The organism is Altericista sp. CCNU0014 (assembly GCF_044923475.1).
Classification (GTDB): domain Bacteria; phylum Cyanobacteriota; class Cyanobacteriia; order Thermosynechococcales; family Thermosynechococcaceae; genus JAAURS01.
The window spans coordinates 25232-49868 of record NZ_CP137338.1; the positions used below are offsets into that span (position 1 = coordinate 25232).

Sequence of the window (24637 nt, forward strand, 5' to 3'; positions counted from 1 at the left end):
CATCTCTCGATCGGAGGGCTTTGGCCAGAGATCGCGCCAACCTCGATTCAAACTGCAAGAATAGGACTAACGAGCTTAACCTCACCTTGAAAATTGAGGTTGAAGCGGATGATTCTTATCTCTTTTATGTAAAGACGTTTATGAATGCCCAGCAACTAAAACAGAGATACTCCTGCGGCGAACGTCTTTTCATCAAAGCTAAATTAGCCTACGCCGATTTGAGTCTGCTAGAACTCAGCCATATCAACCTGAGCGGTGCAGATCTGAGCCATGCTGCTTTCCATGGCGCGACCTTGATCTGCGCGAATTTTACCCGCGCCAACCTCGCCAAGGCGAAGCTCATCGGGGCCGACTTGAGCGGGGCGGATCTGAGCTTCTGTAACTTGAGCCATGCCTTGCTCAGCTCCGTCGAACTGGCCGGGGCTTGCTTGGATGGAGCGAACCTAGAAAACGCTACCCTAAGCCACTCGAACCTCAGAGGTGCAAACCTTAGAAATGCAAATCTGTTTGACGCGAATTTGAGGGGGGCCGATTTAAGGGGGGCCGATTTAATCGGGGCAAACCTCGATCGAGCAGACCTCAGCGACATTATCTTAGAGGACCCGTCCTTCTCCAGCGACGAACCTCGAGCGGATTATCCCTAACGCTCTAGTTTCCTGGCTTGACTCGCATCAGGGGCTGCCCGAACTCAACTGGTTTGCCGTTCTCGACCAAAATTTCTACGACTTCGCCGTTAACCTCCGCCTCTAGTTCGTTCATCAGCTTCATAGCTTCGATAATACAGATGGTTTGGCCCCGGCGGATGGTATCTCCTACCTCAATAAACGGTGGTTCGTCGGGCGTGGGCGCGCGATAAAAAGTCCCCACCATGGGAGAGGTTACCTCAACCCACGTTTTATCGACGATGGCGACGGGAGCTGCGGCTGCGGTTGAAACTGCCACTGTCTCCGGTGGTATCGAGACCGCTGCTGCGGTCGCTAGGGTGCCAGCCTGCGACAAGCTGCCTTTGCGAACGGTCAATTCAAAGTCGCTGCTCTTAAGGCATAACTCTTCGATGTCGGTCTGGTTGAGGATAGCCAGAAGCTCGCGAACTTGGTTGAGATCGAATTCCACAATTGCCTTCCTTACTCGCGACCTAAATAGGAGTCGCTGCGGGTATCGATTTTGATGCGCTCTCCGATAGAGATGAAGAGCGGAACCATGATTTGGGCTCCGGTCTCTACAATGGCGGGTTTGGTGCCGCCTGTGGCGGTATCGCCTTTAACGCCCGGATCGGTTTCGATAATCTCTAAAACTACGGAATTGGGCAGTTCTACTTCTAAAATCTGCTCTCCCCAGCGAACCACGTTGACTTCCATCCCTTCTTTGAGATATTTAACGCGATCGCCAATTTGGGCTGTAGTAAGCGTGGATTCCTCGTAGGTTTCCATGTCCATAAAGACATACTGCTCACCTTCTTTATAGGTGTGCTGCATGACGCTTTTTTCTAGGTTTGCCTGGGGCAAGGATTCTCCAGCGCGGAACGTGCGTTCGACAACGCTGCCCGTCTGAGCGTTTTTGAGCTTTGTGCGCACGAAGGCTGCGCCTTTACCGGGCTTGACGTGGAGAAATTCTACTACCCGCCAAACGGCACCATCTAGCTCAATGCTGACGCCGGGTCGAAAGTCATTACTTGAAATCATGAAGCTTCTGCTTGGCAAGAACAATCGGCATCTCATTTTACCGTTGATGGGTCTTTCCCGCACCAGAGGCCGTCTTCAAATTTTTAAGCAAACTTTGGGACCAGCAGACGGGCTCAGCGGATCGAACGAACTTTGCCGGGGTCTCCAAACGCGCTAAAGTCTCAACCATGGATGTCAGTCATGTTCCTTTGCACTATGGCGACCATTTGTCCGATCTGTCTCTTTTCCAATCTTCCCAACGCTTCTGCCTGTAGCAGGTGTGGCAAAAGTCTCTCCCGCATCCAAAAATGTACGGCCTGTAGTGCCACGATTTTTGCCTTTTCTCATTTTTGCTATCAGTGCGGGGTTCCCGTAGTGCCAAGAGATGTAGAAACGCTGGAAAATACGGCGGACTTAGATTCTTCTCCCGACATGGTGACGGGCGATATTCTAGATCTAGACAACGAAGAATCGGCCACGACTTTTTATCGCCATGGCGTTAAGCTGCTGCATCGTCCGTCTAGCGTTTTTTACGACCTACCGCTAGTCTCTAGCCCCATTTCGATCGGCAAGCGCAGCGATGGCTTCGTACCTGACCTAGACCTGCGAGATTTGCCGGAGTCCGAGTTTATCTCGCGCAGCCACGCGCAAATCTCATTTTCGCCCCAAGAATTTTACATTGAAGATTTGGGTAGCAAGAACGGAACTGCGCTCAATGGAGTCCCGTTGCCTGCCAGGCAGCCGCAGTCTCTCGCCTTTGGGGATGCTCTCTGTTTTGGAGGGGTCGATGCGTTTAATTTTGTGTTTATCAAGGACCGACCGATTAATCTGGACCACTTGCAGACGATCTCCGGGCACGATCGCGCTTTCGAGCTAGAGCTTTTAACGTCGTACTTAGAGTCGGTGAGGGGGTTGCTCGAGGATTTGCAAGCGACGCTCGATCGGGGCGATTTTGCGGCTGTTAAGCCGATGGCGATCCAAGTGGCGATCGCCAGCTACAACGTGGGGGCTGATATCATGAACCTTTTGGCCAAGCAGTTGGAGGATCGAGCCCTGCAACAGGCGGCCTCGGTTTGCGAAAAAACGCTCGGCTCGATGCAAGACGGGCTGGTGCAAGTCGATCGATTTATGAAAGCTTTTTACGGCACTTAAGCCCCGGGATTTGGGAAGCGGGCCTGCACCCAGGCGATCGCCGCTTCCCGCGTTTGCACCACCCCATCTAAGGTTGCCGATAGCACTGCATCCAAGATGGGTTTAAAGCCAGGGCCGCGCTGGTAGCCCATCTGGATCAGATCGGTTCCGGTGAGTAGCGGTTTGACATTTTGCCAGCGCGCGAGGTACCCCTCAATCAATTCCTTCGTCATGGGGTTCGACGTATTTGCGGCTAGCTCGATGAGGAGGGGCAAGTCGTAGGATTTGAGGATCGCCACCACTCGACTGGGAGCAACGCTGCCATTGAGGTTAGGGTCAGAAGAATTCTCAATCAGCGCATCGAGCTGCGCTGATGCGGAGGTAAGGGTATTGAATCGAGCCTTGGTTTGCTCGGTCAAATGCAGTTGGGTTACGACGGTATCCCGTTGCGAATTGGGCAGCGACAGGAGAAGCATCTCTAACATGAGGAGCCACGCAGCAATTTGTTTGCCTTGGGGGTCAAAGCGATCGTGCCAGTCCATGGCTATTTCAATGCGCTGCCATCCGTCGCGGTCTAGGCTGAGGTCGGGATGAATGCATTGCAGCGCGTCCAAGTGGGTCATCAGCTTGAGGGCATCCGACCAGTTCGGGAGCTTGAAGATGTACTTGAGTTCGTTTTGGAGTCGGGCCTGAAGGGCGGGGGCTTTGCTGCCGTTTTTTTGGATGTGTTGGTAGATTCCGCTGGCGATCGCGTGGCGAATGTAGGCTTCAGTTTGCGGCTCTAAGGCGAATCCGAGGCGCGTGGCAAAGCGAATCGCCCGAAAAATACGGGTGGGGTCTTCAATAAAGCTGTTGGGATGCAGCACTCGAATTTGATGCTTTTGGAGATCTTCTAATCCGCCAAAGAAATCCAGCAGTTCGGCGGTCTGGCTGCGCTGTAGGCCCTGACGGGTGAGGCGAAGGGCCAAGGCATTGACGGTAAAGTCGCGCCGATACAGATCCTGACGAATGGAGCTGGCCGTCACCTCGGGATTGGCAGCGGGATAGGGATAAAATTCGCTGCGGGCGGTGGCGATGTCTACGGTAAAGGAGCCGAGGTCCGAACCTTCGCGCCACAGCAAAGATGCCGTTTGGAATTGGCCGTATACCTGAAGCTGGGCTTCGGGAAAGTGGGCCTGAAGCCGACGGGCTAGCTCGACTCCCGCCCCCTGACTTTGGCGAGCGTTTTCGCCGTCCACGACCAGATCGAATTCCCGGAACGTAACGCTGCCATCCTCCGGGACCAGGAGCAAATCTCGCACCGCTCCGCCGACTAAATACAATTGCCAATCTTGAGCTTGGGCTGCAGCGGCGGCGATCGCCAAAATCTCGCGCAACTTGGGCGGTAAGGCTCGATCTAGGCGCTGCGGTACGGACTTTTGCGGGGTTGTGGAGCGGTCTTGGTTCTGGCCTTGCTTGAGGTGATGGAGCTGCCGCAACAGATCGGTGCGGGTCACGATGCCGACAAGCTGTCGATCTCTCAGGACGGGCAAGCGACCGATATCGTAGGTCACCATCAAATCCTCAATCTCCGGCAGGGTGGTTTCTGGCGCGATCGTGCGAACGGGGGCGCTCATATAGCCCTTGACGGGGGCATGACCGAATCCGTGATGGAGGGCAATATCCAGATCCCGCCGAGATAGGATCCCGACCAGTTGGCCTTCCGCATCCACGACGGAGAGTCCCGAATGTCCGTAGCGCAGCAAGATTCGTCGCGCCCGATCGATGGACGTGTCGGGCAAAATGGTTCGGACTGGGGAAGACATGACGTCAGCGGCGATCGCTGGTTGGGGGACCTGGGCTGCCAACTGGGCGACCAAACGGTCTAAGACGGGTTGAGGATCCCCAACGGGCAAGGTTGCTGCGGCGGCTTGGGGATGTCCGCCGCCCCCTAAGGGTTTGAGCAACTCGGTTAAATCCACGCCATTGATGCGGGAACGGGCGATAATGGTGAATCGGTCCTTCTGAGAGCTGCGGGTTTGGTAGTAGTGACCCAACAGCAGCGCGTCGCTTTCGCTGAGGACCATCAGTTGCGAGGCCAAGCTCGATAGTCCCGGAACGTGATGGGATGTAGAGAGCAATACCCAAGCGAGGCGCTGACCGCTGACCGTTTGGGTTTTCAGCTGCGAGAGCGCATCTCCCAATAGATCTTGGAGCGCTGCCGAAAACCCCGGCTCGATGTAGGTGGCGATCGCCCGTTGATTGGCCCCCCGCTCCATCAGCCAAGTCAGCGCTGCCGCATCCCGTGGAGTGGCGCGATCGTAAGTCAGGGATCCGGTATCGACGTGGATGCCCAAGGCCATCACGGTGGCTTCTGCTACGGACAGCGAAAGGGTTTGAGCGCGCAGCAGTTCTACGATCAGCGTCGTGGTGGAACCCACGGCCTCAATCTGGACTGACTGCGCTGCAATATCGCGTTCCGCCTGAATGTGGTGATCGTAAAGGCGGACCTCGACATGGGGAAGGTCGAGCCATTCTGCTGCCAGTCCGAGCAGTTCTCGGCGCTGGGCATCGACGACGGTAATGGTGCGAAGCTGTGCGGGCGAGACGGAGCGCCGCTCGATCAGCGGATATTCGTCGCGGTAGAGGGCCAGAAAGTCGCGCACTGCCGGATGCGCGCCGCCGCACAGGACGATACGCGTGCCGGGATTCAACCTCGCACAGCCGACGGCTGCGCCCAGGACGTCAAAGTCCGCAGTGCGATGGCATAAAACCACATCCATAATGATTGATAGGCTTAAATAAGGTCTAACCGTATTGAAAGAGGTCGGGGTAGGGTTCCCTCAAACTGGATCTTGCTCGACCGCGAGAGGGTTGCAAAATCGACTTTGACGAGGGTTGAGCGCTTCTTCCAGCCTAGCTTAGCGATTGTTTGAAAAGCTGGAAGAATGGGTCACCATTGCATTGACCCCCTAACTTCCTCACAAGCTTCGGTCTCGCCGTTACCTCAGGTTCTGTCGCTGTAATGCTCTGAAACCTTACAAAACAGCCATACTGCCCAAGCTTGGATCGCTTTTGGGGTAAAATTGTCTCGATTCACGGGATCGGGCCTGAGGCAACCCCTTGATATCTTAAGAACTTGCTTTATATATAGACTCGCCGGTTGATTGGGAGAAAACAATGGTATTTATCTTTGACTTAGCCTTGCTTGCCCTGGTGGTATTGTCTTTCTTGCTGATCGTGGGCGTGCCGGTGGCCTATGCGTCTGGGCAAAACTGGGATCAGTCCAAGCGGCTGATTTGGTTGGGTTCGATCGTGTGGATCGCCCTAGTGTTGGTCGTCGCTGCCCTTAATTTCATAGTGGTCTAAGCGCTACAATTAAAAGCAGAGTGCGGCAGGTTGGATCGATGATTCGCCTGCTGTACCTGAATAGCTCCACTGCCTCCCTGCTCTTCATAAAGAATCGCCGATGGCTGTTTTTGAAGGAACTTTTGCTCGCGCAGACTCCCTCCGGCTCGCTTTTGTCATCGGTCGCTTTAACGACCTAGTGACCACAAAGCTCCTCGCGGGCTGTCAAGATTGTCTTCAGCGCCACGGCGTCGATGTCGACCCCCACGGCACTCAAGTCGATTATGCTTGGGTTCCGGGCTGTTTTGAGATACCGATGGTCGCCCGCCAACTGGCCCTGACGAATCGCTACGATGCCGTGATTTGCCTAGGTGCCGTCATTCGAGGCAGTACCCCCCACTTCGATTACGTGGCCGCAGAGGTCTCTAAGGGAATTGCTGCGACGGCGCTGCAAACGGGCGTGCCGATTATTTTTGGAGTGCTGACGGTAGATACGATGCAGCAGGCTCTAGAACGAGCGGGCATCAAGAGCAACAAGGGTTGGGATTACGCAATGAATGCCTTGGAAATGGCCAGCTTGATGAAGAGCCTCCAGGTATCTGGCGATCGCGCTGCTCTGAGTGCGGGCATTCCCAACACGATCTCCTCGGCCTCCTTGACTTCTTAGCGCCCCAGACCCGCTCGACTCCGTTCGACCCAATTTTGATCTCGACCTCGACCTCCAGCCTCATTCTGGCTCCAGGTCTGCGAGGTCGATACTCCTATTGAGCGGGGTAAGGCACCTCCCGCCTAGCTATGGGTTCGCGGCCCGCAAAAACGCCAAGCCTCAAACAGCTTGGCGCGCGATCCCCCCTTCACAATTCATTCCTTCTCGTTCGTTCTTGTAACTGCCCTAAAGGGCTAGGCATTGGACCTCACCGATCGGTTGAACAGCGTATCGAGGTATACGCGAGCTGCCCGGCGATCGCAGTCCCCATTCTGCATCAAAAATAGCGAGAGAGACGCTGCAAAAACCCGATCTTGATCCCAGTCTGGATGAGACTCTAGATAGCCTTGTAAGGTTTCGTGCAGTTCTTCGGGAATTTCAGCCAAAATACTGACATTTGCAATCATGAGCGTTTGTGTCGTAAATGAAGGGTGTAGTCAGAAGTCGCCCAAGGGTGGTAAAGCATTCTGCGCAAAGTGGATGCCGACCAGAAATTAAGCTCACCTGCTTTCCTGCGAAAGGAGATAAACTTTGGGCCGATCACCGGAAGTGTACGACGAACCCTGGTCGCCTTATTCTGCGCTATGGGGGGGGAGGGTTGTCAATGGGGTGGGAACCCAGGGTGCTCGAAGGCGAGCCGTCCGCAAACGACGAGAAATATAGGCTTAAGCCTCATACTCGTTACATTTGCACACAATCAATTGTGGATAGTTCGCTCCTCCAAAGTTATCCACAGAATCTTGCGACATGCCTTAACCTGTTGTGAACCTCTGTGGAAAACCACCTAAAATCTGTGGAAAACTCGTTCGAGGCTGTGGAAAGTCTGTGTAAAACTTTGGAAAACTCAGGCTCATTAGATTAAATGGGATTTTTAGCTCAAAGTCATTGATTCTTGATATGGTTAAGCCCGTTAAAATCCTATTTTCAACAGAAATGGCTGAATTAGGACATTTTGAAGCTTTCGAGCGACGGGCAGCGGAATTGTTTTTTCTAGAGTGCTGCGTTTGAACTTGAGGAGAACGAGTTACGCTGTAGTCAGAATTTAGGGTTCAGTCTCCCAAAGGTGAGTCGAGTATATGGCGCTTCAAGACTTTGGCTTAATTGGTTTGGCTGTCATGGGGGAGAATCTAGCCCTCAATATTGAGCGGAATGGCTTTTCTGTTGCAGTTTATAACCGAACTGCTTCCAGAACGGATGAATTTATGACCGAGCGGGCGCAGAACCGCCAGATTAAGGCAACCTACACGCCTGAAGAGTTTGTCGCGTCCTTGAGCCGTCCCCGCCGCATTTTGATCATGGTGAAGGCAGGCGCTCCAGTCGATGCCGTGATTCAGCAACTGCAGCCCATGCTGGACCCAGGCGACATTCTGATCGACGGCGGTAATTCGCTGTACGAGGATACGGTTCGCAGGACGACTGCACTCGAGTCAACGGGGCTGCGCTTCATCGGGATGGGCGTGAGCGGTGGCGAGGAAGGGGCCCTGAATGGTCCTAGCCTGATGCCCGGCGGTACGGCAGAGGCCTATACGGCGCTAGAGCCGATCTTGGTCAAAATAGCGGCCCAAGTGGATGATGGCCCCTGCGTGACCTACATTGGCCCAGGGGGAGCCGGACACTACGTCAAAATGGTGCATAACGGCATCGAGTACGGCGATATGCAGCTCATTGCCGAAGCTTACGACCTGCTCAAGAGTGTGGCGGGTCTGGACCACCTACAGCTCCATGAGGTCTTTACAAAATGGAACGAGACCGATGAGCTGAACTCATTTTTGATTGAAATTACGGCTCAGATTTTCAGCTATGTCGATCCAGATACCCATCAAGCGTTGGTGGAGCTGGTGTTGGACGAAGCCGGTCAGAAGGGCACCGGACGCTGGACCGTGATGAGCGCCCTCGAACTGGGCATTCCCATCCCGACCATTATTGCTGCTGTGAATGCCCGTATTGCGTCTTCCCATAGGGCAGAGCGTTTACGCGCTTCCAAGCAGCTCCAAGGGCCAGCAGCCTCCTTCAATGGGGACGTTGCGACCTTTACTGCAATGGTGCGCGATGCGTTGTACTGCTCGAAGATTTGCTCCTACGCTCAGGGCATGGCCTTGCTCAGTGCGGCTTCCAAAGAACTCGCATTTGACCTGAATCTGAGCGAGATTTCTCGGATCTGGAAGGGCGGCTGTATCATTCGCGCTCGGTTTTTAGACAAGATCAAGAAAGCCTTTGCAGACGAGCCGGATCTGTCCAATCTTTTGCTCGCGCCTGAGTTCAAGCAGTCGATTTTAGACCGTCAAACGGCTTGGAGGGAGGTCATTGCGACTGCGGCAAAAATGGGTATTCCGGTCCCGGCTTTCAGCGCTTCTTTGGACTACTTCGATACGTTCCGACGCGATCGCCTGCCTCAAAACCTAACCCAGGCCCAGCGCGATCTGTTTGGTTCCCACACCTACCAGCGGATCGACCGCGAAGGCATCTTCCACACCGAATGGCAGGAAGTCAAAGAAGCTAAGGTTTAGAGCCTAGCGCATTAGGAAGCGGCGGACTGCTAGAAAGCTGCCGCTCAATCCCACAAAGCTCCCAAATCCAAGCAGAGTCAGGGGGATCGAGATGCTTTGGACGGTGCTGAGCTGCAAATTCTGCGCGAGGGACTGTAGAAAGGCGGGCTGGGAAATCAACAGCTGAGCCATGAAGCGATGGACGATCGCCATAAAGCCAATGGCCATAACGCCTCCCAGCAGGCCGAAGACGAGGCCCTGAAGTAAGAACGGCAGGTAAATCCAAAGCGTCGTCGCGCCGACGAGCTGCATCACCTCAATTTCTTGATGGCGGGTGACCACGATCAGGCGAATAGTGGTGTTGATCACTGCTAGGGCCGTCAGCGTCAACAGGCCGATCGTCCCCCATCCCATCCAGCCCAGACCTTGATTGAGCTGGGCTAGGTTCTGCATAACCTCGTTGAGGTAGGACACGTGCTCGATTTCCGAAAAACTGGATAGCATCTGCGCCAGCTTGGGCACTTGTTCGCCGCTGCGGGCGCGAATTTTGAGCTGATCTACCAAAGGATTTTGGCCGAGGGCATCGGTTGCGCCCTGAAGGTCGGTTGCGCCCAGATCGGCCACGAGCTGCTGCCAAGCCTCCGCTCGGGGTAAGAGCTGTACTGAAGCAACATCGGGCATCTGTGCCAGTTGTTGTTGCAGTGTCTCGCCGGAAAGGTTGGGGCGCAGGTAGGCGGAAATTTCCAGTTGAGAACCCATGTTCTGGAGCATCCCGTTCACTTGCCAGCTGGTTTGAAGGCTGATGCCAAACAAAAACAACAGCACGGTGACGGTGCTGATGGCGGCCCAATTCATCCAGCCGCCGCGCCGCAGACCCCGCAGGGTTTCTTGGGCGAGGTATTGCATCTGCGTAAAGGTGACTTTAAACGCGGGCGAGACCGCTAAAGTAGAACGTCGCATCAGGCTTCGGGTCCGGGGGTGTTAATCGTTTTGAGTTGGCCGTTTTGCAATCTTGCCACAGGTGCTTGCCCCATTCGAATTAAATGTAAGTCGTGGGTGGTCACGACAACTGTAATTCCCAGACTGTTGAGCTTTTTGAGAATGCTCAGGACCTGGAGGGAGTTGTCTTGGTCGAGATTGCCCGTGGGTTCGTCGGCGAGAAGCAGGCGGGGGGAACCCACGATCGCCCTGGCAATGCTGGCACGCTGCTGTTCGCCTCCAGAAAGCTGGGTGGGGAAGCAGTCGGCTTTATTCTGGAGTCCTACGAGCTTTAGGGTGGGGAGGAGGCGGCGCTGAATTTCGTCTTGGGGGACCCCCTGCGATCGCAGCACGAACGCTACATTTTCGGCCACCGTCCACCGACCGATCAGCTTGTAGTCTTGAAACACCACCCCTAGGCGACGGCGCAACATGGACAGGCGATGGCCGCTCAAGCTCGTCACGTTTTGTCCGCCCACCCTGACCTCTCCTCGATCGGGACGCTCGGCGCCGTAGATGAGCTTCATGAGGGTCGATTTTCCTGCCCCAGAAGGACCGGTAATAAACAAAAAATCGCCTTGTTTTACAACGAAGTTGAGATTGTGCAGGCTAAAGCCCGTGTCGCGGTAGCTTTTGGTCACGTCCCGCAAATGAATCGCGTAGGCAGTGGCAGCCGTTGCGCTGGCTGAAACAACCCCTTCTTTAGGGGAGCGCTCTGCCTGTAGGGGCGTAGATTTTGCAAGAACGAGAGGGTTGAACATCTTTAGTGCCTAAACTTTTCCAAAATCGATCGCCATGCAAACTGCGGCAGGGCCAGCATCCGCCGCCATCGCCACGGTTCTTGATAGAGCCGATACATCCACTCCAGGTGGTTGTCGCAGAACCAGGCGGGGGCGCGCTGTTTGCGATCGGCCCAGATATCGAAACTGCCGCCCACGCCAATCCAGACTGCATTCGGGGCGACGTGGCGGTGTTTGGCAATCCAATACTCTTGGCGCGGCACGCCAAGGCCCACGCAAATGATTTGAGGTTGTAGGTCTCGCAGTCGGTCTAAAAACAACGGGGTGTCTGCTTCGCTCAAAAAGCCGTTCTGAGTCCCGACGATATTGATTCTGGGAAAGCGATCGCGCAATTTTTCTGCCGCCTCTGCTGCCACGCCCGGCGCTCCGCCATAGAAAAAGACCGACCAAGGTTGAGGTTGTCGCGCTGAAGTTTGCAGTAACGTTTCGGTCAGCTCGATGCCAGGACAGCGGCGAACGGTTTTCCCGTGGAGCTTGAGATATAGGACGATGCCCGAACCATCGGGAACGACCAGATTGGCTCGGTGAATGATATCGGCAAGGGCAAGGTCTTGCTCGGCCTGCATTGTCATTTCAGCGTTGAGCGTCACGACGTGGGTTCCTTGATGTTGCGCGATGCGGGTCGACAGCCAATCCACATAGTCTGGCAGCAAATGAATTGCAAACCCCAGCACCTTAAATGGATGGGGATCGATAGAGGATTGCGCGTTGGAATTAGAAGTCACAGATCTCATACAGCGGCAAAATATTTAAATTTAATGCCAGTGTAAACGTATAGTACCCAGCACAGTTTATACCTATGCTATTTTGCTTTCAAATTTAGGTCGTTTGTCAGAAAACCTTTGATGCGACGCTCGACGCCAGGAGCAGCACGGATCTTCTGCCCCTCAAGGTCGGTATTTCTCGCGCCCGATGCCCATCAGTCTCTCCCGGCGATCGAACCATCGCTCAGGATCGTTCCCTTGAGCATTGCGTCTTGGAGCGTCGCCCGACAAAGGTTTGCCCGATGCAGAGAAGCTCGGCATAAATTGGCTTTGCGCAGGTTTGCATCTAATAAGTTGGCCCAGTTTAGACGGGCTTCAATTAAATTACTACCTTCAAAATTGGCTTTATAGAGATTGGCCATATCGAACTGCGCTCGCATGAGATTTGCCTGTAAAAAGTCCGTCATGCACCCTTCAATTGCCCTCAAAGCCGCTTTTTCTAAATTGGCTCGGCGCGCGATTGCTTGATTTAAGTTGGCACCATAGAAATTTGCGCCAGACAGTATGGCTTTGTAAAGGTCTGCACCCTGGAGGCAGGTATATTGGAGCGACGCTTCTTGCATGTTTGCCTCGATCAGATCGGCTAAATGCAAATTGGCTCGATCGAGACAGGCATTGCGGAGATTGGCGTTTCTCAGATCGCTTCCTTCTAGGTTGGTACTGGCTAAATTAGCGCGGCTGAGATTGACAAACTGGAGACTGATGCCGCTGAGATCGGCTTTTGACAAATCTGGAATAACGGCCAGGTTCTGAATTCGCCAGTCATTCCATTCCTCAACGCCTTGCTGGAGGAGATCGATCTGCTCAATATTTGCCATTGCAGTGGTGTATGGAAGAAGTGCGGGAAGCCTTAACAAAAATGATTCCTTAAGGTTAATGTTCCCTATATAAATGCTTTAACTGTCTTTTACGGGTAATTTTCTGCAATTTTCTCAAGAAGCCAGCTCGGCCAGCTTCGCGCGAATTGCCTGAATATCTTTCCACATCAGCCATTTAGGACTATTTGGCTCTCTGGAAGGATTTCTTAGCAGATAAGCGGGATGGAAAATTGGCATACACAAATAGCCTTGCCATTCGAGCCATTGCCCGCGAATTTTCGTAATGCCGCGCTTATCTCCCGTCAGGCCGCGGACAGCAGTCGCACCCGCAAGCAAAATAATTTTGGGGTTGACGAGACGAATTTGCTCTAGCAAATAAGGTTTGCAAGCTTCTGTTTCCTGAGGGGTTGGGGTGCGATTGCCGGGAGGGCGGCATTTCACGACGTTGCAGATGTAGACATCGTTCTCGGAGCTCAAGCGGACGGATTGTAGAATTTTTTCCAAAAGCTGCCCGGATTTTCCGACAAAGGGCAGACCTTGTTCGTCCTCGCTTTGTCCGGGACCTTCTCCCACGATCGCGATGTCGGCTTTGGGGTTGCCCCGTCCGATAACTGCGTGAGTGCGGAACTGTCCTAGCTCGCAGCGCTGGCAAGTATTGCAGTGGGGCACCATTTCTGCAATGGAGGCGTAGGTGCCAGGTGGAATGGGAATCTGGGCGCTGGTGGGAATGAGGGACGGGTCGAAGTCTGCGGGGGTCTCATGCTGCGAAGGCTGCATGAAATCGAATAAATTGATTTGCTCTTCTGGGACCATGGAGATTGCCTGAGAATTCCATTCAATGGTGGGTTGAGGATTTCGTCTGCGCTAGCCGGGCGTTTCAAATCGGCTATCCTGCTGTCTCACAGGCGATCGCCTCTTGCAGCCTTGGCAGCAGCGCTTCTATATAGTGAGGCCAGCCGATCGCGATCGATTGCCGATGGGCTAAGGTCTCGGGGCTGAGGGCATCCAAGGAGAACTGGAGCGCATTTCCTTCGAGGTCGCAGCAAACGAGTCCAGCGCATTGAGCAAGGGCGAGAGGTCCTACCGTATCCCACAGCTTAACGCGACCGTTGAGGTAAAGGTATAACCCTGCCCGCCCCTGAATCACTTCCAAAACCTTGAGGCCAAAGCTGCCTAAGGTATAAAACTGAATGTCGGGGATGGCCGCTTGAATGGCCGTACCGTACTGACGGCGATCGCGATCGCCCAGCAGCACCGGGCAATAGTCGGCAGAAGGGCCGAGGGTGACAGTGGGCATGAAGGGTCGTGCGGGTTCGAGACCGGGGGCTGCAAACAACCCCCAGTCGGGTCCGCCATAAAAGAGCTGGCCGGATTCCGGGCGCAAAATCCACCCGGCAATGGGCCGATCGTCTTGCAAAAGCCCTGCCATGATGGCGTAATCCGGGCGTTGGTTGATAAAGTCCTCAGTGCCGTCGATCGGGTCGATGAGCCACAGTCGGGAGAACCCTTTGCGCGCGTTCTGAATCGATTCGGCATTTTCTTCGGTAATGACACCGTCCTCGGGGAACCACTCTTGAAACGTTGCGGCCAGCCGACGGTCTAGAATTCGGTCGATCTCGGTCACAAAATCTTCCGGGCCTTTCTGCTCTACTGCAAAGGAGCGACGCGCCATTTCTTTCGCCCACAAGCCAGCCTCAACCAAGGCAGTCTGGATTTGCAACAGCGGTAAGGAGGAAGACAAAGGCATGAAGGTTACTTTGATTGCGGGTTAAAACAACAATGTCATTCGGGACCATTCGGGGTCATTTGGGTTACTTGAGGTCTAGCAGACCGCTGTCTTTGAGCTTGGGATTGAATCGCAGGGTTTCGCGCGCGCCGCGCTCGGCGAGAAGGTCGAGGATATTTTGCTCGATGCGTCGTGCGGCCTGCTTGAGAATGCGTTGGTGCTGGAGGTCGTCTAATTGCGGGTCCGCGTACTGCACGGATTCTTCGGGCAACATTTGGCTTTTGACGTCGATGGGCTGTTCCCACAGCGTTGCCGCGTCGCCGTTACCGACAGGAACCGCTCCATTCTCTTCGATCCAGGCTGCTTTGATGGTTTCAAGTAGGGTGCGATTGGGCCGCTCCACCGTCGTCACCTTGACCCAAAAGCACTGCTGCGGCTGTCGTACGATGTGCTGCTTCAGGCTGAGGGAAACATCTCGGGAATAGCCGATGTAGGCCAAGACCTTATCGGCGTTGTAAATGGCATACACGCCGATCTTCCCCTCAAATTGCGACGGGAGCTGGCCTTCGGCGTCGATGTAGGGAAGATCTGATAGTTCGATTAAGGACGGGCACTCGGACTGAGCTTGCATGGCCTTAAGTGGGATGCGACATCCTTAGTATGCATCACGCTCGGTGCCTAGGGGCAGAAAAATCGTCAAGACTTCCCCTTGCAGGTGCTGGCGCACCGTTAATTTGCCCCCTAGGGCCTGAAATAGATGCTTGGTGGCGGCTAAGCTGAGACTGACGCCTCCGGTTTCGGGCTGGAACATCAAAAGCTGACCGACGGCTCTCATCATGGGCGATTCGGCGTTGTCGCTGCAAGGTTTTTTGTCGGGTTGAGTTTGCAACTGGAGCTTCAGTTGAGAACCTGCTAGGTCGACTTTGAGGTTAATATGGCTCCCGGTAGAGAGGCTGTTGCTCAAATATTCCATCAACCCCGTTAAAACCTGATTGAGCAGGAGGGGGTCGCGGATGGCCACTTCCGGTAGGCGTTTAGGGGTGGTCACTTGAAGGGTTAGGCCGCGGCGGGCTGCATGGGCTTGCCAGCGCGTGAGGTTGCCCGCAAGCAATTCTTGGAGGGCGATCGGGGTGAGGTGGGTCGGCAGCGGTTGGCTGTCTGCGTGGGTGAGTTCCATGGCTCGAAAAATCAAGCCAAAGCGATCGATTTGGCCGCTGCATTCCCGCTGGATGGCATCTAGACGCTGAGTGACTTCTTTGGGTAAATCCGAGCGGCGCAGCAGCAGGCGGGTGAGGGTTTGAATGGTCGTCAGGGGCGTGCGGACTTCATGCGCCAGCACTTTCAGCAGTTCTACATCGCGGTCCGATTCGGGCAGGTCTTCCGCGCCGCTGGGGGCGACGGGTTCGGGGTTTGGCTCGGTTGCTTGCTGTTGTTGCGTCTGGACTGAAGGTCGGTGCGGAGAGGACGACTTCCCAGGGGGACAGACCTCAGTTGCACGATCGCGGGAACTTTGGCCAGAGGACTGGGCCAGCAGTGCCTGGCCGAACAGCATGGGAATCCGGTAGTCTGGAGCTGCGGTCGGAAACCGCGATCGCCACTGCTGGATCGACGCAGCCTGACTGGGCCGCTGCAGCCGCTCGATTCTGAATTGCAGAGCCGCCCAGATCTGCTCGACCGTAACGGGATCGAAGGAAAAATTGAGTCCGAGAGTCCCTTCTGAATCTTGGCCTAAAATGGCAACCCAGCAGAATTGAGGTGTTTGAATCAGACAAAATTGCTCGCGAGCCAGCGGATCTCCTGGAAGAATGGGCAGGGTGGGCAGGAGTACGTCAAAGCGATCTGAAACGGCGGCTGGAGGGAGTTGAAACGCTCTGGATTGCAGCTTGGGCGTAAAAATCCAGGTTTTAAAGTGAGCGAGGATTGCTAAATCGCTAAAGACGGGAGCGGGACTGCAAAACACCACGCCTTGCTGGTTGCAAATCTCTGCCGATCGGTTCGGATGAAGCTCGGCTAGACTGGGATTTAGGGTGGTTTGTTTGAGGAGTTGGCCCATGGCGGCGATCGCCACCCGCCAAGACTCCAGCGCCGCGTCTAGCGTCAGCGCGCTGGGCGCGCCCGCAAACATCGAAGGCTCTAGCGCTGAAAATAAGGCTGTCAGGGTTGGAAACTGTTCAAACACCGGTTCGATGGCCTGCTGGGTAAAGCGGTTGAAATGAATCGTAGCCCCCATGATTGCTGCCCCGATTGACTTGGCAAAACGTCCTCTTTCTTGCAGAATAGCGGTTTTATCTGGGTGGGGACAGTCGCAAAACCGAACCTTGGCAGATCGGGTTTTACGTTCTGGTGCAGCGAATTGCAACATGCTGTTGATTTCGGACTGCACGCTTGTCTAGGATAGGCAAACTAAGCTGGGAATCTAACGCTGACGCCGTGAATCTTGCATCGCCTCTTTCTTACGTTTCTCCCTGGGTATATCCGCCGATCGCGGCTGGAAATCGTCTGCTACAGCGCGCCTTTTTTGGCCCTTTAACCGTTCGAGGCCGAGAGCACCTACCCCTAAACGGTCCAGCGGTGTTGGCTATCAAGCACTATAGTCGTTGGGATCCGCTCGCGATCGCTCAGCTCCAGCCTAAGGCCATTCGCTTTATGACCAATGCCAATCAGTTCGGCGGGATTCAAGGCTGGATCATCCGTCGGCTAGGGTCTTTTCCCGTTGACTTGGCAAGACCTCAAAAGTCCAGCATCAAGCACGCGATCGAGCTGCTCCATCAGGGCGAAATCCTCGGGATTTTCCCGGAGGGCGGTATCGTGCGCGACCGACCCCTGCGATCGCTCAAACCGGGCTTCGCGCGCCTGATCCTGCAGGCCGAAGCCACTGCCGCCCGGCCCCTTGCTATTCCGATTACACCCATTGCCCTGCGCTATCAACCCGAAGCCCAGCGCGGCGCAGCCGTTTATATCGATATTTCCCCGGCCTTTTCCAGCCGAGATTTTGAGGCCTCTTCCGATAAGGCGCGCGCGGCCCAAATGACCCAGCATCTCGAAAAAGTGCTGCGCGATCGCCTCGAAGCACTGCGGGTTTTAGCGGGCGCGCAGAAGCAGTGAGGAGACATCGATCGGGAAACGTTAAGATAGGCAAGCAGGCTTCTGTTGTCTGTCTTACACCTCGCGTTTGGAAGAATTCATGTCGGTTTTATTGGCGATCGCAGTTTTAGCGCTGTTAATCGTGGTGCATGAGTCAGGGCATTTCCTGGCTGCGCGCGCCCAAGGGATCTACGTCACTCGGTTTTCGATCGGATTTGGCCCCGTGCTGTGGAAATACCAAGGGGCGCAAACTGAATACGCCCTCCGCGCCATTCCATTGGGCGGCTACGTCGCGTTTCCCGATGACGATGAAGGCGATAGCGGAATCTCCTCCGACGATCCATCTTTGATGAAGAATCGACCCATTTTGGACCGCGCGATCGTCATTAGCGCCGGCGTGATTGCCAATCTCATCTTTGCTTACTTTTTGATCTTCGCCCAGTTGGGCTGGCAAGGCATTCCCAACCCCCAGATCGCGCCGGGGATCGCCATCGTGCAACTGGTGCCAGATGCGAGTGCGGCAGCGCAGGCAGGCATCTTGCCGGGCGATATCGTCCTCGCTCTAAACGGGCAGACCCTCGGTACGGGAGAGTCCGCTGTCCAATCCTTCCAGGACCGGGTTAAGAGTAGTGCGGGTCAGCCTTTAACCTTAGACGTACGGCGAGAAGGCAAAGCACTGGAACTCAGCGTTACCCCCCAGCTAAGTCCAGAGAACGAGCCGTTAATTGGGGTGCGGTTGTCCCCCAATGCCAGCCTAAACCGAATTAAAACCCTGTCTCCTGTCAAGCTTCTGAACGCGGCATCTACAGAATTTCAAAATCTGCTGCTGCTTACGGTTGGCGGCTTTGGCCAACTCCTCAGCAATTTTCAAAATGCAGCCGGCCAAGTATCTGGCCCCGTGGCCATTGTCAAAATTGGGGCAGATATTGCCCGAACGGATATCAGCCGCCTGCTTCAGTTTGGCGCGCTCATCAGCATCAACCTAGCGGTGATTAACAGCTTGCCTTTGCCTGCTTTAGATGGCGGACAGTTAGTATTCCTGCTGTTTGAAGGCATTTTTAGAAAGCCTTTACCTTCAGCCATTCAGCAGGGCGTGATGCAGACGGGTCTATTTTTCCTGTTAGGACTTGGCGTACTGCTGATCGCGCGCGATACCGTCAATCTGTTTTAAAGCCATCTCTACTGTTGATCGCGGTGGATGCTTTAATCGACACTATGACTCCAAAACAGCTCACTCCAAAGCAGCGCGCCCTCGAAATCCTGACCCGCCTGAAGCATCTCTACCCCGACGCAAAATGCAGTCTAGATTATGAAACGCCCGTCCAGTTGCTCGTGGCGACGATCCTCTCGGCTCAATGTACCGACGAACGCGTCAATCTGGTCACGCCAGCGTTGTTCGAGCGCTTTCCCAATGCCGAGGCGATCGCCGCCGCCCCCCTCGAAACCCTCGAACAGCTCGTCCGCTCCACGGGGTTCTATCGCAACAAGGCGCGCAATATTCAGGCCGCTTGTCACAAAATCGTGACGGAGTTTCGAGGAGAAGTCCCCAACTCCATGGAACAGCTGCTCACCCTGCCTGGTGTAGCCCGCAAAACATCCAACGTCGTCCTCGCTCACGCCTATGGGATCAACGCGGGCGTAACGGTCGATACCCACGTCAAGCGCCTCAGCTATCGCCTAGGGCTCACGCAACAAACCGATCCCATTAAGGTGGAGCGAGACTTAATGAAACTGCTGCCCCAACCCGATTGGGAAAACTGGTCAATTCGGCTGATCTATCACGGACGCGCGACCTGTATGGCTCGCAAGCCAGACTGCGATTGCTGCAAACTTGCCGATCTCTGCACTTCTGCGGGGATGGCAGCCGCAAAGCCGACAAAATCTAAATCTCCGCGTCCGAAATAAAATAGATTTACTAGCAAAATATTGGTTACTATGGGAGATACTGTCTTCCACTATTTGCCGTTACTGTAGAAATCCATGGCTAAAAAGAGCATGATCGAGCGTGAAAAAAAGCGCCAGGGACTGGTTGCGAAGTACGCTCACAAAAGAGCCGCGCTGAAGGAGCAATTTGCCAGCGCCGAGACTCAAGATGAAAAAATGGAACTCCACCGCCAAATCCAACGCCTTCCCCGCAACAGCGCTCCCAACCGAGTTCGGAATCGCTGCTGGGTCACGGGGCGCTCCAGAGGCTATTTCCGAGACTTTGGTCTATCCCGTCACGTCCTGAGAGAAATGGCCCACGAAGGTCTATTGCCTGGCGTGACCAAGTCCAGCTGGTAAGGCGATTTCTAGAAAAGAGAATCCCGAGTCGTAGGGGCACAAGGCCTTGCGTCCCTACAGAATGGTTGGTAGTTTCTATTTCGGGAATAGTCTAAAAACCCAAGACTTTTCCAAATTAAAAAAGGAGCGGGATTGACTCTCGCTCCTTTTTGTCGTAATTCGGATGGTTTTCGACTGCGCTCGCCCCGTCCGACTTTCAGCCCGGACAGCAGGAATCGATCTCTAAAAATCGATTCAGCAGCAAATCGCTGACCGCATTGGCAACAGCAAACTCGCTATAAAAGCTTTTGGAAAAATCGAAGGTCTGCATTTCGGTCAAAATTGCCACGAGCAAACAACCGACGTCGTCCTCCCCTTCCATTCGCTGCCGCAGGTAGACGCTGGCCGCACGCTGGGCGATCGCGTCATTCGCGGGTTCCGGCAAGAACTCCTCGTTAAGCCACTGTTGGAGAACTTGCCGCAACCATACTGCTTCCCCCTGAGGATCGGTACTGGGGGGAAGCGTGATGGGTTGGATTGGGTCAGTCATGGCCTACCATCCTCCAGATTGCCACCCAAGAAAGTATCAAAACGTTTCTATTTTAAATTTTAAATAATAGAATTTTTAACAACTGCTGGCTAAGGTTGTTTTTGATTGTTCTTAGAAGGTTTGAGGTGGACTCGCCCGTTCTTGATGACTCGGAGCATCTCGCTCAGCTGTTGTTCTAGATCCATTAAAACCCGATCTGCATACTGATCGGACTCTTGGTGAATTTGCTCGCGCTCCCGATGGGAGTTCTGGCGCATAACGTCAATTTCCGCCTGCGTTTGACGGCGGACGCGCTCCATTTCCGAGATATTGCGCCGTCGCAATTCCTCAATTTCCTGCTGAATTTGATTGCGAAGCTGTTGGGCCTCTGCTTCAGCCTGCTGAATGATCGTCAGCTCGTCTGCAATTTGAGCGGCGCGCTGCTCTGCCGATTTGACGATTTCTTGGGCGTACTGTTTCGCCCGCGAAATAATTTCCTCGCGCTGGTTCAGCACTTTTTCTGCGGTACGAATCGTCTCGGGAATGCTATCCTGCACGGCAGTCAGCTGTGCCAGAATTTCTTCTTCGCTAATAAAGGTTCGGCCCGTCAGCGGCACCTTGAGCCCATCCAGAATAATAATTTCTTCGAGTTTCTCAAGCTGCTGCAGCAGCTCTAATCCTTGATTGTTCTTGGCGGGATGGCGATCGTATCCGTTTTCGAGGTCGGATCCGTTGGCATGGGTATCGATACTGAAGGAGGAGTTTTGGCGTAACATCTCTCTAACTCAATGGCTACGTTTTTTGGGACAAGATGGGCTACAGGGCCACCAAACTTAGCGATCTCTTTGACTAGGCTACTACTTAAAAAACTGTACTCGTTTGAGGTCGCTAAAAAAACTGTTTCGGTGTGTTGAGAAAGGCTCTTATTGGTATGAGCCATTTGTAATTCATACTCGAAATCCGAGAGAACTCTCAATCCGCGAAGCAGGACTTGAGCGTGACGGCTTTGGGCATAGGTTACCGTCAATGTGTCAAAACAGTCAATTTCAATATTCGCTAAATGTTGAGTACATTCATGAATTTGGTGCATTCGCTCCTGCACTGTAAATAAGGAGTTCTTATTTGGATTCAGTGCTACTGCGACGATCAACCGCTCGTAGAGGCGAGCGGCTCGCTCGATCAAGTCGAGATGCCCCAGCGTAACCGGATCGAAGCTACCGGGGTAGATGGCAATCATGATTCAGATAAGGTATGCACGCGATTATAGTCTATTCTTTCCGTTGGGACTGAAGGATAACCCAATGTGACACAACCAATATCTGGCTGAAGCAAAGTAATTAGGACGATACTTCGCTGCATTTGAGCCACTCTAAAATTCAAATTTTCTTATATTGAGCTGCGATCGCGTTTTTTGACGCCTCCTCCAACCTTAAATCGTTGATAACTTGAGGTTGGCTTATGTCAAAACACTGATTTGTTTTTTTGATATAAGCCATTACTAAAACGCATGCCTTTTCCCAGTTTGGATAAAGGCGTGCCTGTAGGAGCAAGACTTTGAGGGCATTGGGCCGATTTCCAGTCTTTAGTCAGTTGTGCCTTCAGCAGGCTCGGGTTTGAGCAGGGGGAAGGCGATTACATCGCGAATGCTGGGAGCGTCCGCAAGCAACATGACAAGTCGATCGATGCCGATACCTAACCCCCCCGTGGGCGGCATTCCGTATTCCAGCGCTGTCAGGAAATCCTCATCTACGCCTTGGGCTTCGAGGTCGCCCGCAGCCTTGCGGGCAGACTGCGCTTCCATCCGCTGGCGCTGGTCGATGGGATCGGTTAGTTCTGAGAAACTATTCGCAGTTTCACGCCCCACCATAAAGAGTTCGAATCGCTCGACCAATCCTAGCTTAGAGCGGTGGGGTTTTGCCAAGGGTGAGATTTCGACGGGATAATCCAACACGAACGTGGGCTGAATTAATGTGGCTTCTACTTTTTGCTCAAACGCTGCGTTTAGGATTTGGCCGATGGTTTTGCAATCTTCTCCGCCAGCGATCCCCGCTTCTGCGGCTGCCTTTCGAGCGGCCTCGATCTCGGAGAAAAGTTCGAAATCTACGCCTGTTGCCTCTCGAACCAGTTCGTGCATCGTTACCCGCCGCCAGGGTGGCGTGAGGTCAATAGGTTGGCCTTGGTAAGTGACTTGCAAGGTCCCTAAAACAGACTGCGCCGCTTCCGTCACGATCGCTTCGGTGAGCGCCATCATGTCGTGGTAGTCGGCGTAGGCCTGGTACACCTCAATGGAAGTGAATTCGGGATTGTGACGTGTCGAAATGCCCTCGTTGCGAAAAATGCGCCCCAGTTCGAACACTTTCTCGAAGCCGCCTACGATCAGCCGTTTCAGGTGCAGTTCCGTGGCAATGCGAAGGTACAGGTCCATTTCGAGCGTGTTGTGATAAGTCACAAAGGGCCGCGCGTCGGCTCCGCCTGCTTCGGTTTGCAGGACGGGGGTTTCGATTTCAATGAAGCCTTGGCGATCCAGGTAGCGCCGGATGGCAGCCGTAATCAGCGCGCGACGGCGAAAGGTTTCGCGGACGGTGGGGTTGACGATGAGATCGACATAGCGCTGACGGTAGCGCTTGGCAACATCCGTCAGTCCGTGCCATTTGTCCGGTAAGGGCAGCAGAGACTTGGTCAGGATGGCGTACTCGCGCGCGTAGACGGAGAGTTCTCCTTTGTCGGTGCGCTTGAGGGTGCCTTTAACGCCGATAAAGTCGCCGACGTCTGTGAGCTGCTTTAGATGGTCGAAGGCTTGGGGATCGGCTGCTTCCATCTCAGCTTGGATGCGAGCTTTTTCGAGGTAGAGCTGGATCGAACCCGTTTCGTCTTGCAGGGTAAAAAAGGCGAGTTTGCCAAAGACGCGTCGCGCTAGGATGCGTCCGGCGATCGCCACTTCTACGTCAACTTCTTCGCCATTGGGCAGATCTTTGAATTTTTCCTGAAGGGCTTGGGTCGAGTGGGTCGATTCCCAGTGATAAGCATAGGGATTTAGCCCCAAAGCTTTAATCTGCCCGACTTTTTCAAGGCGAGCGGCGCGAATATCGTCAAGGGCTGAATGACCTTGAGGCTGGGATCGATCTGAGTCGGAAGGCATAGTTTTGGTTGGCTAGTGCAGTGTGGGGATATCGAGCTTGGCGATCGCGAGTCCCTGGGTTGGTGGAGGGCATGATGGCAAGGCACAGATCACGATTATAGAAGAAGGATTGTCTTGGCAGACTCAAATCGGCTCGCGGTCTATCCCGTTACTTTTCGTTGCAAACTTGCCTCAGGCGGATAGAGGTTAGGTTTACTTAAGGGAACCGCTTAACGGGAAATTCTATAAGAACTATTATGCAATCCAACTTAATCCTGTTTAATATTCTCAATCCGCCCGTTTTGTTCTTTTTTGTAGGCATGGCAGCCGTCCTGCTGAAGTCGGACCTAGAAATCCCGCAGCCATTACCCAAACTGTTCTCCCTCTATCTCTTGATGTCCATTGGATTTAAGGGAGGCTATGAAATTATTCAAAGCAGCCTTAATGTGGAAATTGGAGAGACGCTGCTAGCTGCAATTGTAATGGCTTGCGTTGTCCCCATTTATTCCTTTTTTATCCTCAGGCTCAAGCTCGATACGTACAATGCTGCCGCAGTGGCTGCGACCTACGGTTCCATTAGTGCGGTTACATTTATTACTGCCAGCGCATTCCTCACGAAGCTGGAAGTGAGCTTTGGGGGGCACATGGTCGCCGCCTTGGCCCTGATGGAATCGCCGGCCATTGTGGTGGGGATCGTGTTGATCAAGGCCTTTGCAAAGCGGGAGAAAGCAGATGATGGCGAGGTAGAGCCTCTAGCGTGGGGTGAGGTTTTTCGGGAAGCCTGCTTGAACGGCTCGGTCTTTCTGCTCATTGGCAGTTTAGTGGTTGGCGTATTGACGGGAGAGGCCGGGTGGCAAAAGCTCAAACCCTTTACGGAAGACTCATTTTACGGCGTGCTGTGCTTTTTCTTGCTAGATATGGGGTTGATTGCAGCCCGACGGATCAGAGAATTGTTTAAAGCAGGACCGTTTATCCTGGGGTTCTCTGTCGCTACGCCTGTCCTGAACGCCACGATCGGGATTGGATTAGCCAAGTTAATTGGGATGCCAGCGGGGAACGCGTTGCTCTTTGCCGTGCTGTGCGCTAGCGCATCCTATATTGCTGTGCCTGCTGCCATGCGAATTACAATTCCTGAAGCCAATCCAAGCCTTTATATTTCAATGGCGCTGGCATTGACTTTTCCTTTTAATATCATTTTCGGGATCCCTTTTTACTTTCAAGTCATTCAAATGTTTTGGGTTTAATCA

Annotated in this window: 26 protein-coding genes; 10 read left to right on the top strand and 16 right to left on the bottom strand. The window is 53.9% G+C overall.

Going from position 1 to position 24637, the window contains the following annotated elements:
• Positions 1–140: 140 nt before the first annotated feature.
• A complete protein-coding gene (locus tag R6H26_RS00145) occupies positions 141–644 on the top strand; it encodes a pentapeptide repeat-containing protein (protein WP_404787255.1) in 504 nt (167 codons plus the stop codon).
• 4 nt (positions 645–648) lie between these two features.
• Here R6H26_RS00145 and accB read toward each other — a convergent pair whose 3' ends face one another.
• Together accB and efp are read right to left on the bottom strand one after the other, a co-directional pair.
• Positions 649–1113 carry an acetyl-CoA carboxylase biotin carboxyl carrier protein gene (accB, locus tag R6H26_RS00150; RefSeq protein ID WP_404787256.1) on the bottom strand — a complete coding sequence of 155 codons (465 nt, stop codon included), beginning with the start codon at positions 1111–1113 and terminating at the stop codon, positions 649–651.
• Between the two features lie 11 nt (positions 1114–1124).
• On the bottom strand, positions 1125–1682 hold the full coding sequence (gene efp, locus R6H26_RS00155; RefSeq protein ID WP_404787257.1) for an elongation factor P: 558 nt from the start codon (positions 1680–1682) through the stop codon (positions 1125–1127).
• Between the two features lie 195 nt (positions 1683–1877).
• Between efp and R6H26_RS00160 the strand changes: the two genes are divergently transcribed.
• Positions 1878–2813, top strand: a complete 936-nt coding sequence (locus R6H26_RS00160) for an FHA domain-containing protein (protein ID WP_404787258.1) — start codon at positions 1878–1880, stop codon at positions 2811–2813.
• Here the strand turns inward: R6H26_RS00160 and R6H26_RS00165 are convergent.
• Positions 2810–5554, bottom strand: a complete 2745-nt coding sequence (locus tag R6H26_RS00165; protein ID WP_404787260.1) for a CBS domain-containing protein — start codon at positions 5552–5554, stop codon at positions 2810–2812. The two genes, R6H26_RS00160 and R6H26_RS00165, sit on opposite strands and share 4 nt — an antisense overlap.
• A gap of 397 nt (positions 5555–5951) precedes the next feature.
• Here R6H26_RS00165 and psbZ point away from each other — a divergent pair, with 397 nt between their 5' ends.
• Together psbZ and ribH are read left to right on the top strand one after the other, a co-directional pair.
• Positions 5952–6140 carry a photosystem II reaction center protein PsbZ gene (gene psbZ, locus R6H26_RS00170; protein WP_404787262.1) on the top strand — a complete coding sequence of 63 codons (189 nt, stop codon included), beginning with the start codon at positions 5952–5954 and terminating at the stop codon, positions 6138–6140.
• Positions 6141–6240: 100 nt separating this feature from the next.
• Entirely contained in the window at positions 6241–6786 is a 546-nt protein-coding gene (gene ribH, locus R6H26_RS00175) for a 6,7-dimethyl-8-ribityllumazine synthase (protein ID WP_404787264.1), read from the top strand.
• A gap of 233 nt (positions 6787–7019) precedes the next feature.
• Here the strand turns inward: ribH and R6H26_RS00180 are convergent, their stop codons facing one another.
• Complete coding sequence (locus R6H26_RS00180; RefSeq protein ID WP_404787266.1) at positions 7020–7232, bottom strand: DUF2811 domain-containing protein; 213 nt, start codon at positions 7230–7232, stop codon at positions 7020–7022.
• 669 nt (positions 7233–7901) lie between these two features.
• Between R6H26_RS00180 and gndA the strand changes: the two genes are divergently transcribed.
• Positions 7902–9332 (top strand): NADP-dependent phosphogluconate dehydrogenase, encoded by a 1431-nt coding sequence (gene gndA / locus R6H26_RS00185; protein ID WP_404787268.1) that lies wholly within the window; start codon positions 7902–7904, stop codon positions 9330–9332.
• Positions 9333–9335: 3 nt separating this feature from the next.
• On the opposite strand, the gene R6H26_RS00190 is transcribed toward gndA, so the two are convergent.
• From R6H26_RS00190 to R6H26_RS00225, 8 genes are all read right to left on the bottom strand, one after another.
• The gene (locus tag R6H26_RS00190) at positions 9336–10271 is read right to left on the bottom strand and encodes a cell division protein FtsX (protein WP_404787270.1); all 936 of its coding nucleotides are present in this window, start codon (positions 10269–10271) and stop codon (positions 9336–9338) included.
• On the bottom strand, positions 10271–11050 hold the full coding sequence (ftsE, locus tag R6H26_RS00195; protein ID WP_404787272.1) for a cell division ATP-binding protein FtsE: 780 nt from the start codon (positions 11048–11050) through the stop codon (positions 10271–10273). The genes R6H26_RS00190 and ftsE overlap by 1 nt, the downstream gene beginning before the upstream one ends.
• 2 nt (positions 11051–11052) lie before the next feature.
• Positions 11053–11814, bottom strand: coding sequence for a WecB/TagA/CpsF family glycosyltransferase (locus R6H26_RS00200; protein WP_404787274.1), 762 nt, complete (start codon positions 11812–11814; stop codon positions 11053–11055).
• A 194-nt stretch (positions 11815–12008) separates the two neighbouring features.
• On the bottom strand, positions 12009–12671 hold the full coding sequence (locus tag R6H26_RS00205; protein ID WP_404787276.1) for a pentapeptide repeat-containing protein: 663 nt from the start codon (positions 12669–12671) through the stop codon (positions 12009–12011).
• Between the two features lie 114 nt (positions 12672–12785).
• Positions 12786–13484, bottom strand: a complete 699-nt coding sequence (locus tag R6H26_RS00210) for a uracil-DNA glycosylase family protein (RefSeq protein WP_404787278.1) — start codon at positions 13482–13484, stop codon at positions 12786–12788.
• A gap of 73 nt (positions 13485–13557) precedes the next feature.
• Positions 13558–14418, bottom strand: coding sequence for a 3'(2'),5'-bisphosphate nucleotidase CysQ (locus R6H26_RS00215; RefSeq protein WP_404787280.1), 861 nt, complete (start codon positions 14416–14418; stop codon positions 13558–13560).
• 64 nt (positions 14419–14482) lie between these two features.
• Positions 14483–15028 (bottom strand): GIY-YIG nuclease family protein, encoded by a 546-nt coding sequence (locus tag R6H26_RS00220; RefSeq protein WP_404787282.1) that lies wholly within the window; start codon positions 15026–15028, stop codon positions 14483–14485.
• Positions 15029–15052: 24 nt separating this feature from the next.
• Positions 15053–16759 carry a sensor histidine kinase gene (locus tag R6H26_RS00225; protein WP_404787284.1) on the bottom strand — a complete coding sequence of 569 codons (1707 nt, stop codon included), beginning with the start codon at positions 16757–16759 and terminating at the stop codon, positions 15053–15055.
• 68 nt (positions 16760–16827) lie between these two features.
• Between R6H26_RS00225 and R6H26_RS00230 the strand changes: the two genes are divergently transcribed.
• From R6H26_RS00230 to rpsN, 4 genes are all read left to right on the top strand, one after another.
• Positions 16828–17502 carry a lysophospholipid acyltransferase family protein gene (locus tag R6H26_RS00230; protein ID WP_404787286.1) on the top strand — a complete coding sequence of 225 codons (675 nt, stop codon included), beginning with the start codon at positions 16828–16830 and terminating at the stop codon, positions 17500–17502.
• Positions 17503–17581: 79 nt separating this feature from the next.
• Positions 17582–18652, top strand: a complete 1071-nt coding sequence (gene rseP / locus R6H26_RS00235) for an RIP metalloprotease RseP (RefSeq protein ID WP_404787288.1) — start codon at positions 17582–17584, stop codon at positions 18650–18652.
• A 44-nt stretch (positions 18653–18696) separates the two neighbouring features.
• Positions 18697–19386: an endonuclease III gene (gene nth / locus R6H26_RS00240; RefSeq protein WP_404787290.1), complete on the top strand. Its 690-nt coding sequence runs from the start codon at positions 18697–18699 to the stop codon at positions 19384–19386.
• 75 nt (positions 19387–19461) lie between these two features.
• Entirely contained in the window at positions 19462–19764 is a 303-nt protein-coding gene (rpsN, locus tag R6H26_RS00245; protein ID WP_404787292.1) for a 30S ribosomal protein S14, read from the top strand.
• 196 nt (positions 19765–19960) lie between these two features.
• Here the strand turns inward: rpsN and R6H26_RS00250 are convergent, their stop codons facing one another.
• The 4 genes from R6H26_RS00250 to lysS form a co-directional block, all read right to left on the bottom strand.
• Complete coding sequence (locus tag R6H26_RS00250) at positions 19961–20293, bottom strand: hypothetical protein (protein WP_404787294.1); 333 nt, start codon at positions 20291–20293, stop codon at positions 19961–19963.
• An 89-nt stretch (positions 20294–20382) separates the two neighbouring features.
• Entirely contained in the window at positions 20383–21048 is a 666-nt protein-coding gene (locus R6H26_RS00255) for a hypothetical protein (RefSeq protein ID WP_404787296.1), read from the bottom strand.
• On the bottom strand, positions 20946–21509 hold the full coding sequence (gene coaD / locus R6H26_RS00260) for a pantetheine-phosphate adenylyltransferase (RefSeq protein WP_404787298.1): 564 nt from the start codon (positions 21507–21509) through the stop codon (positions 20946–20948). The genes R6H26_RS00255 and coaD overlap by 103 nt, the downstream gene beginning before the upstream one ends.
• A 345-nt stretch (positions 21510–21854) precedes the next feature.
• On the bottom strand, positions 21855–23411 hold the full coding sequence (gene lysS, locus R6H26_RS00265; protein ID WP_404787300.1) for a lysine--tRNA ligase: 1557 nt from the start codon (positions 23409–23411) through the stop codon (positions 21855–21857).
• 236 nt (positions 23412–23647) lie between these two features.
• Here lysS and R6H26_RS00270 point away from each other — a divergent pair, with 236 nt between their 5' ends.
• Positions 23648–24634: a sodium-dependent bicarbonate transport family permease gene (locus R6H26_RS00270; RefSeq protein ID WP_404787302.1), complete on the top strand. Its 987-nt coding sequence runs from the start codon at positions 23648–23650 to the stop codon at positions 24632–24634.
• Positions 24635–24637: the final 3 nt, after the last annotated feature.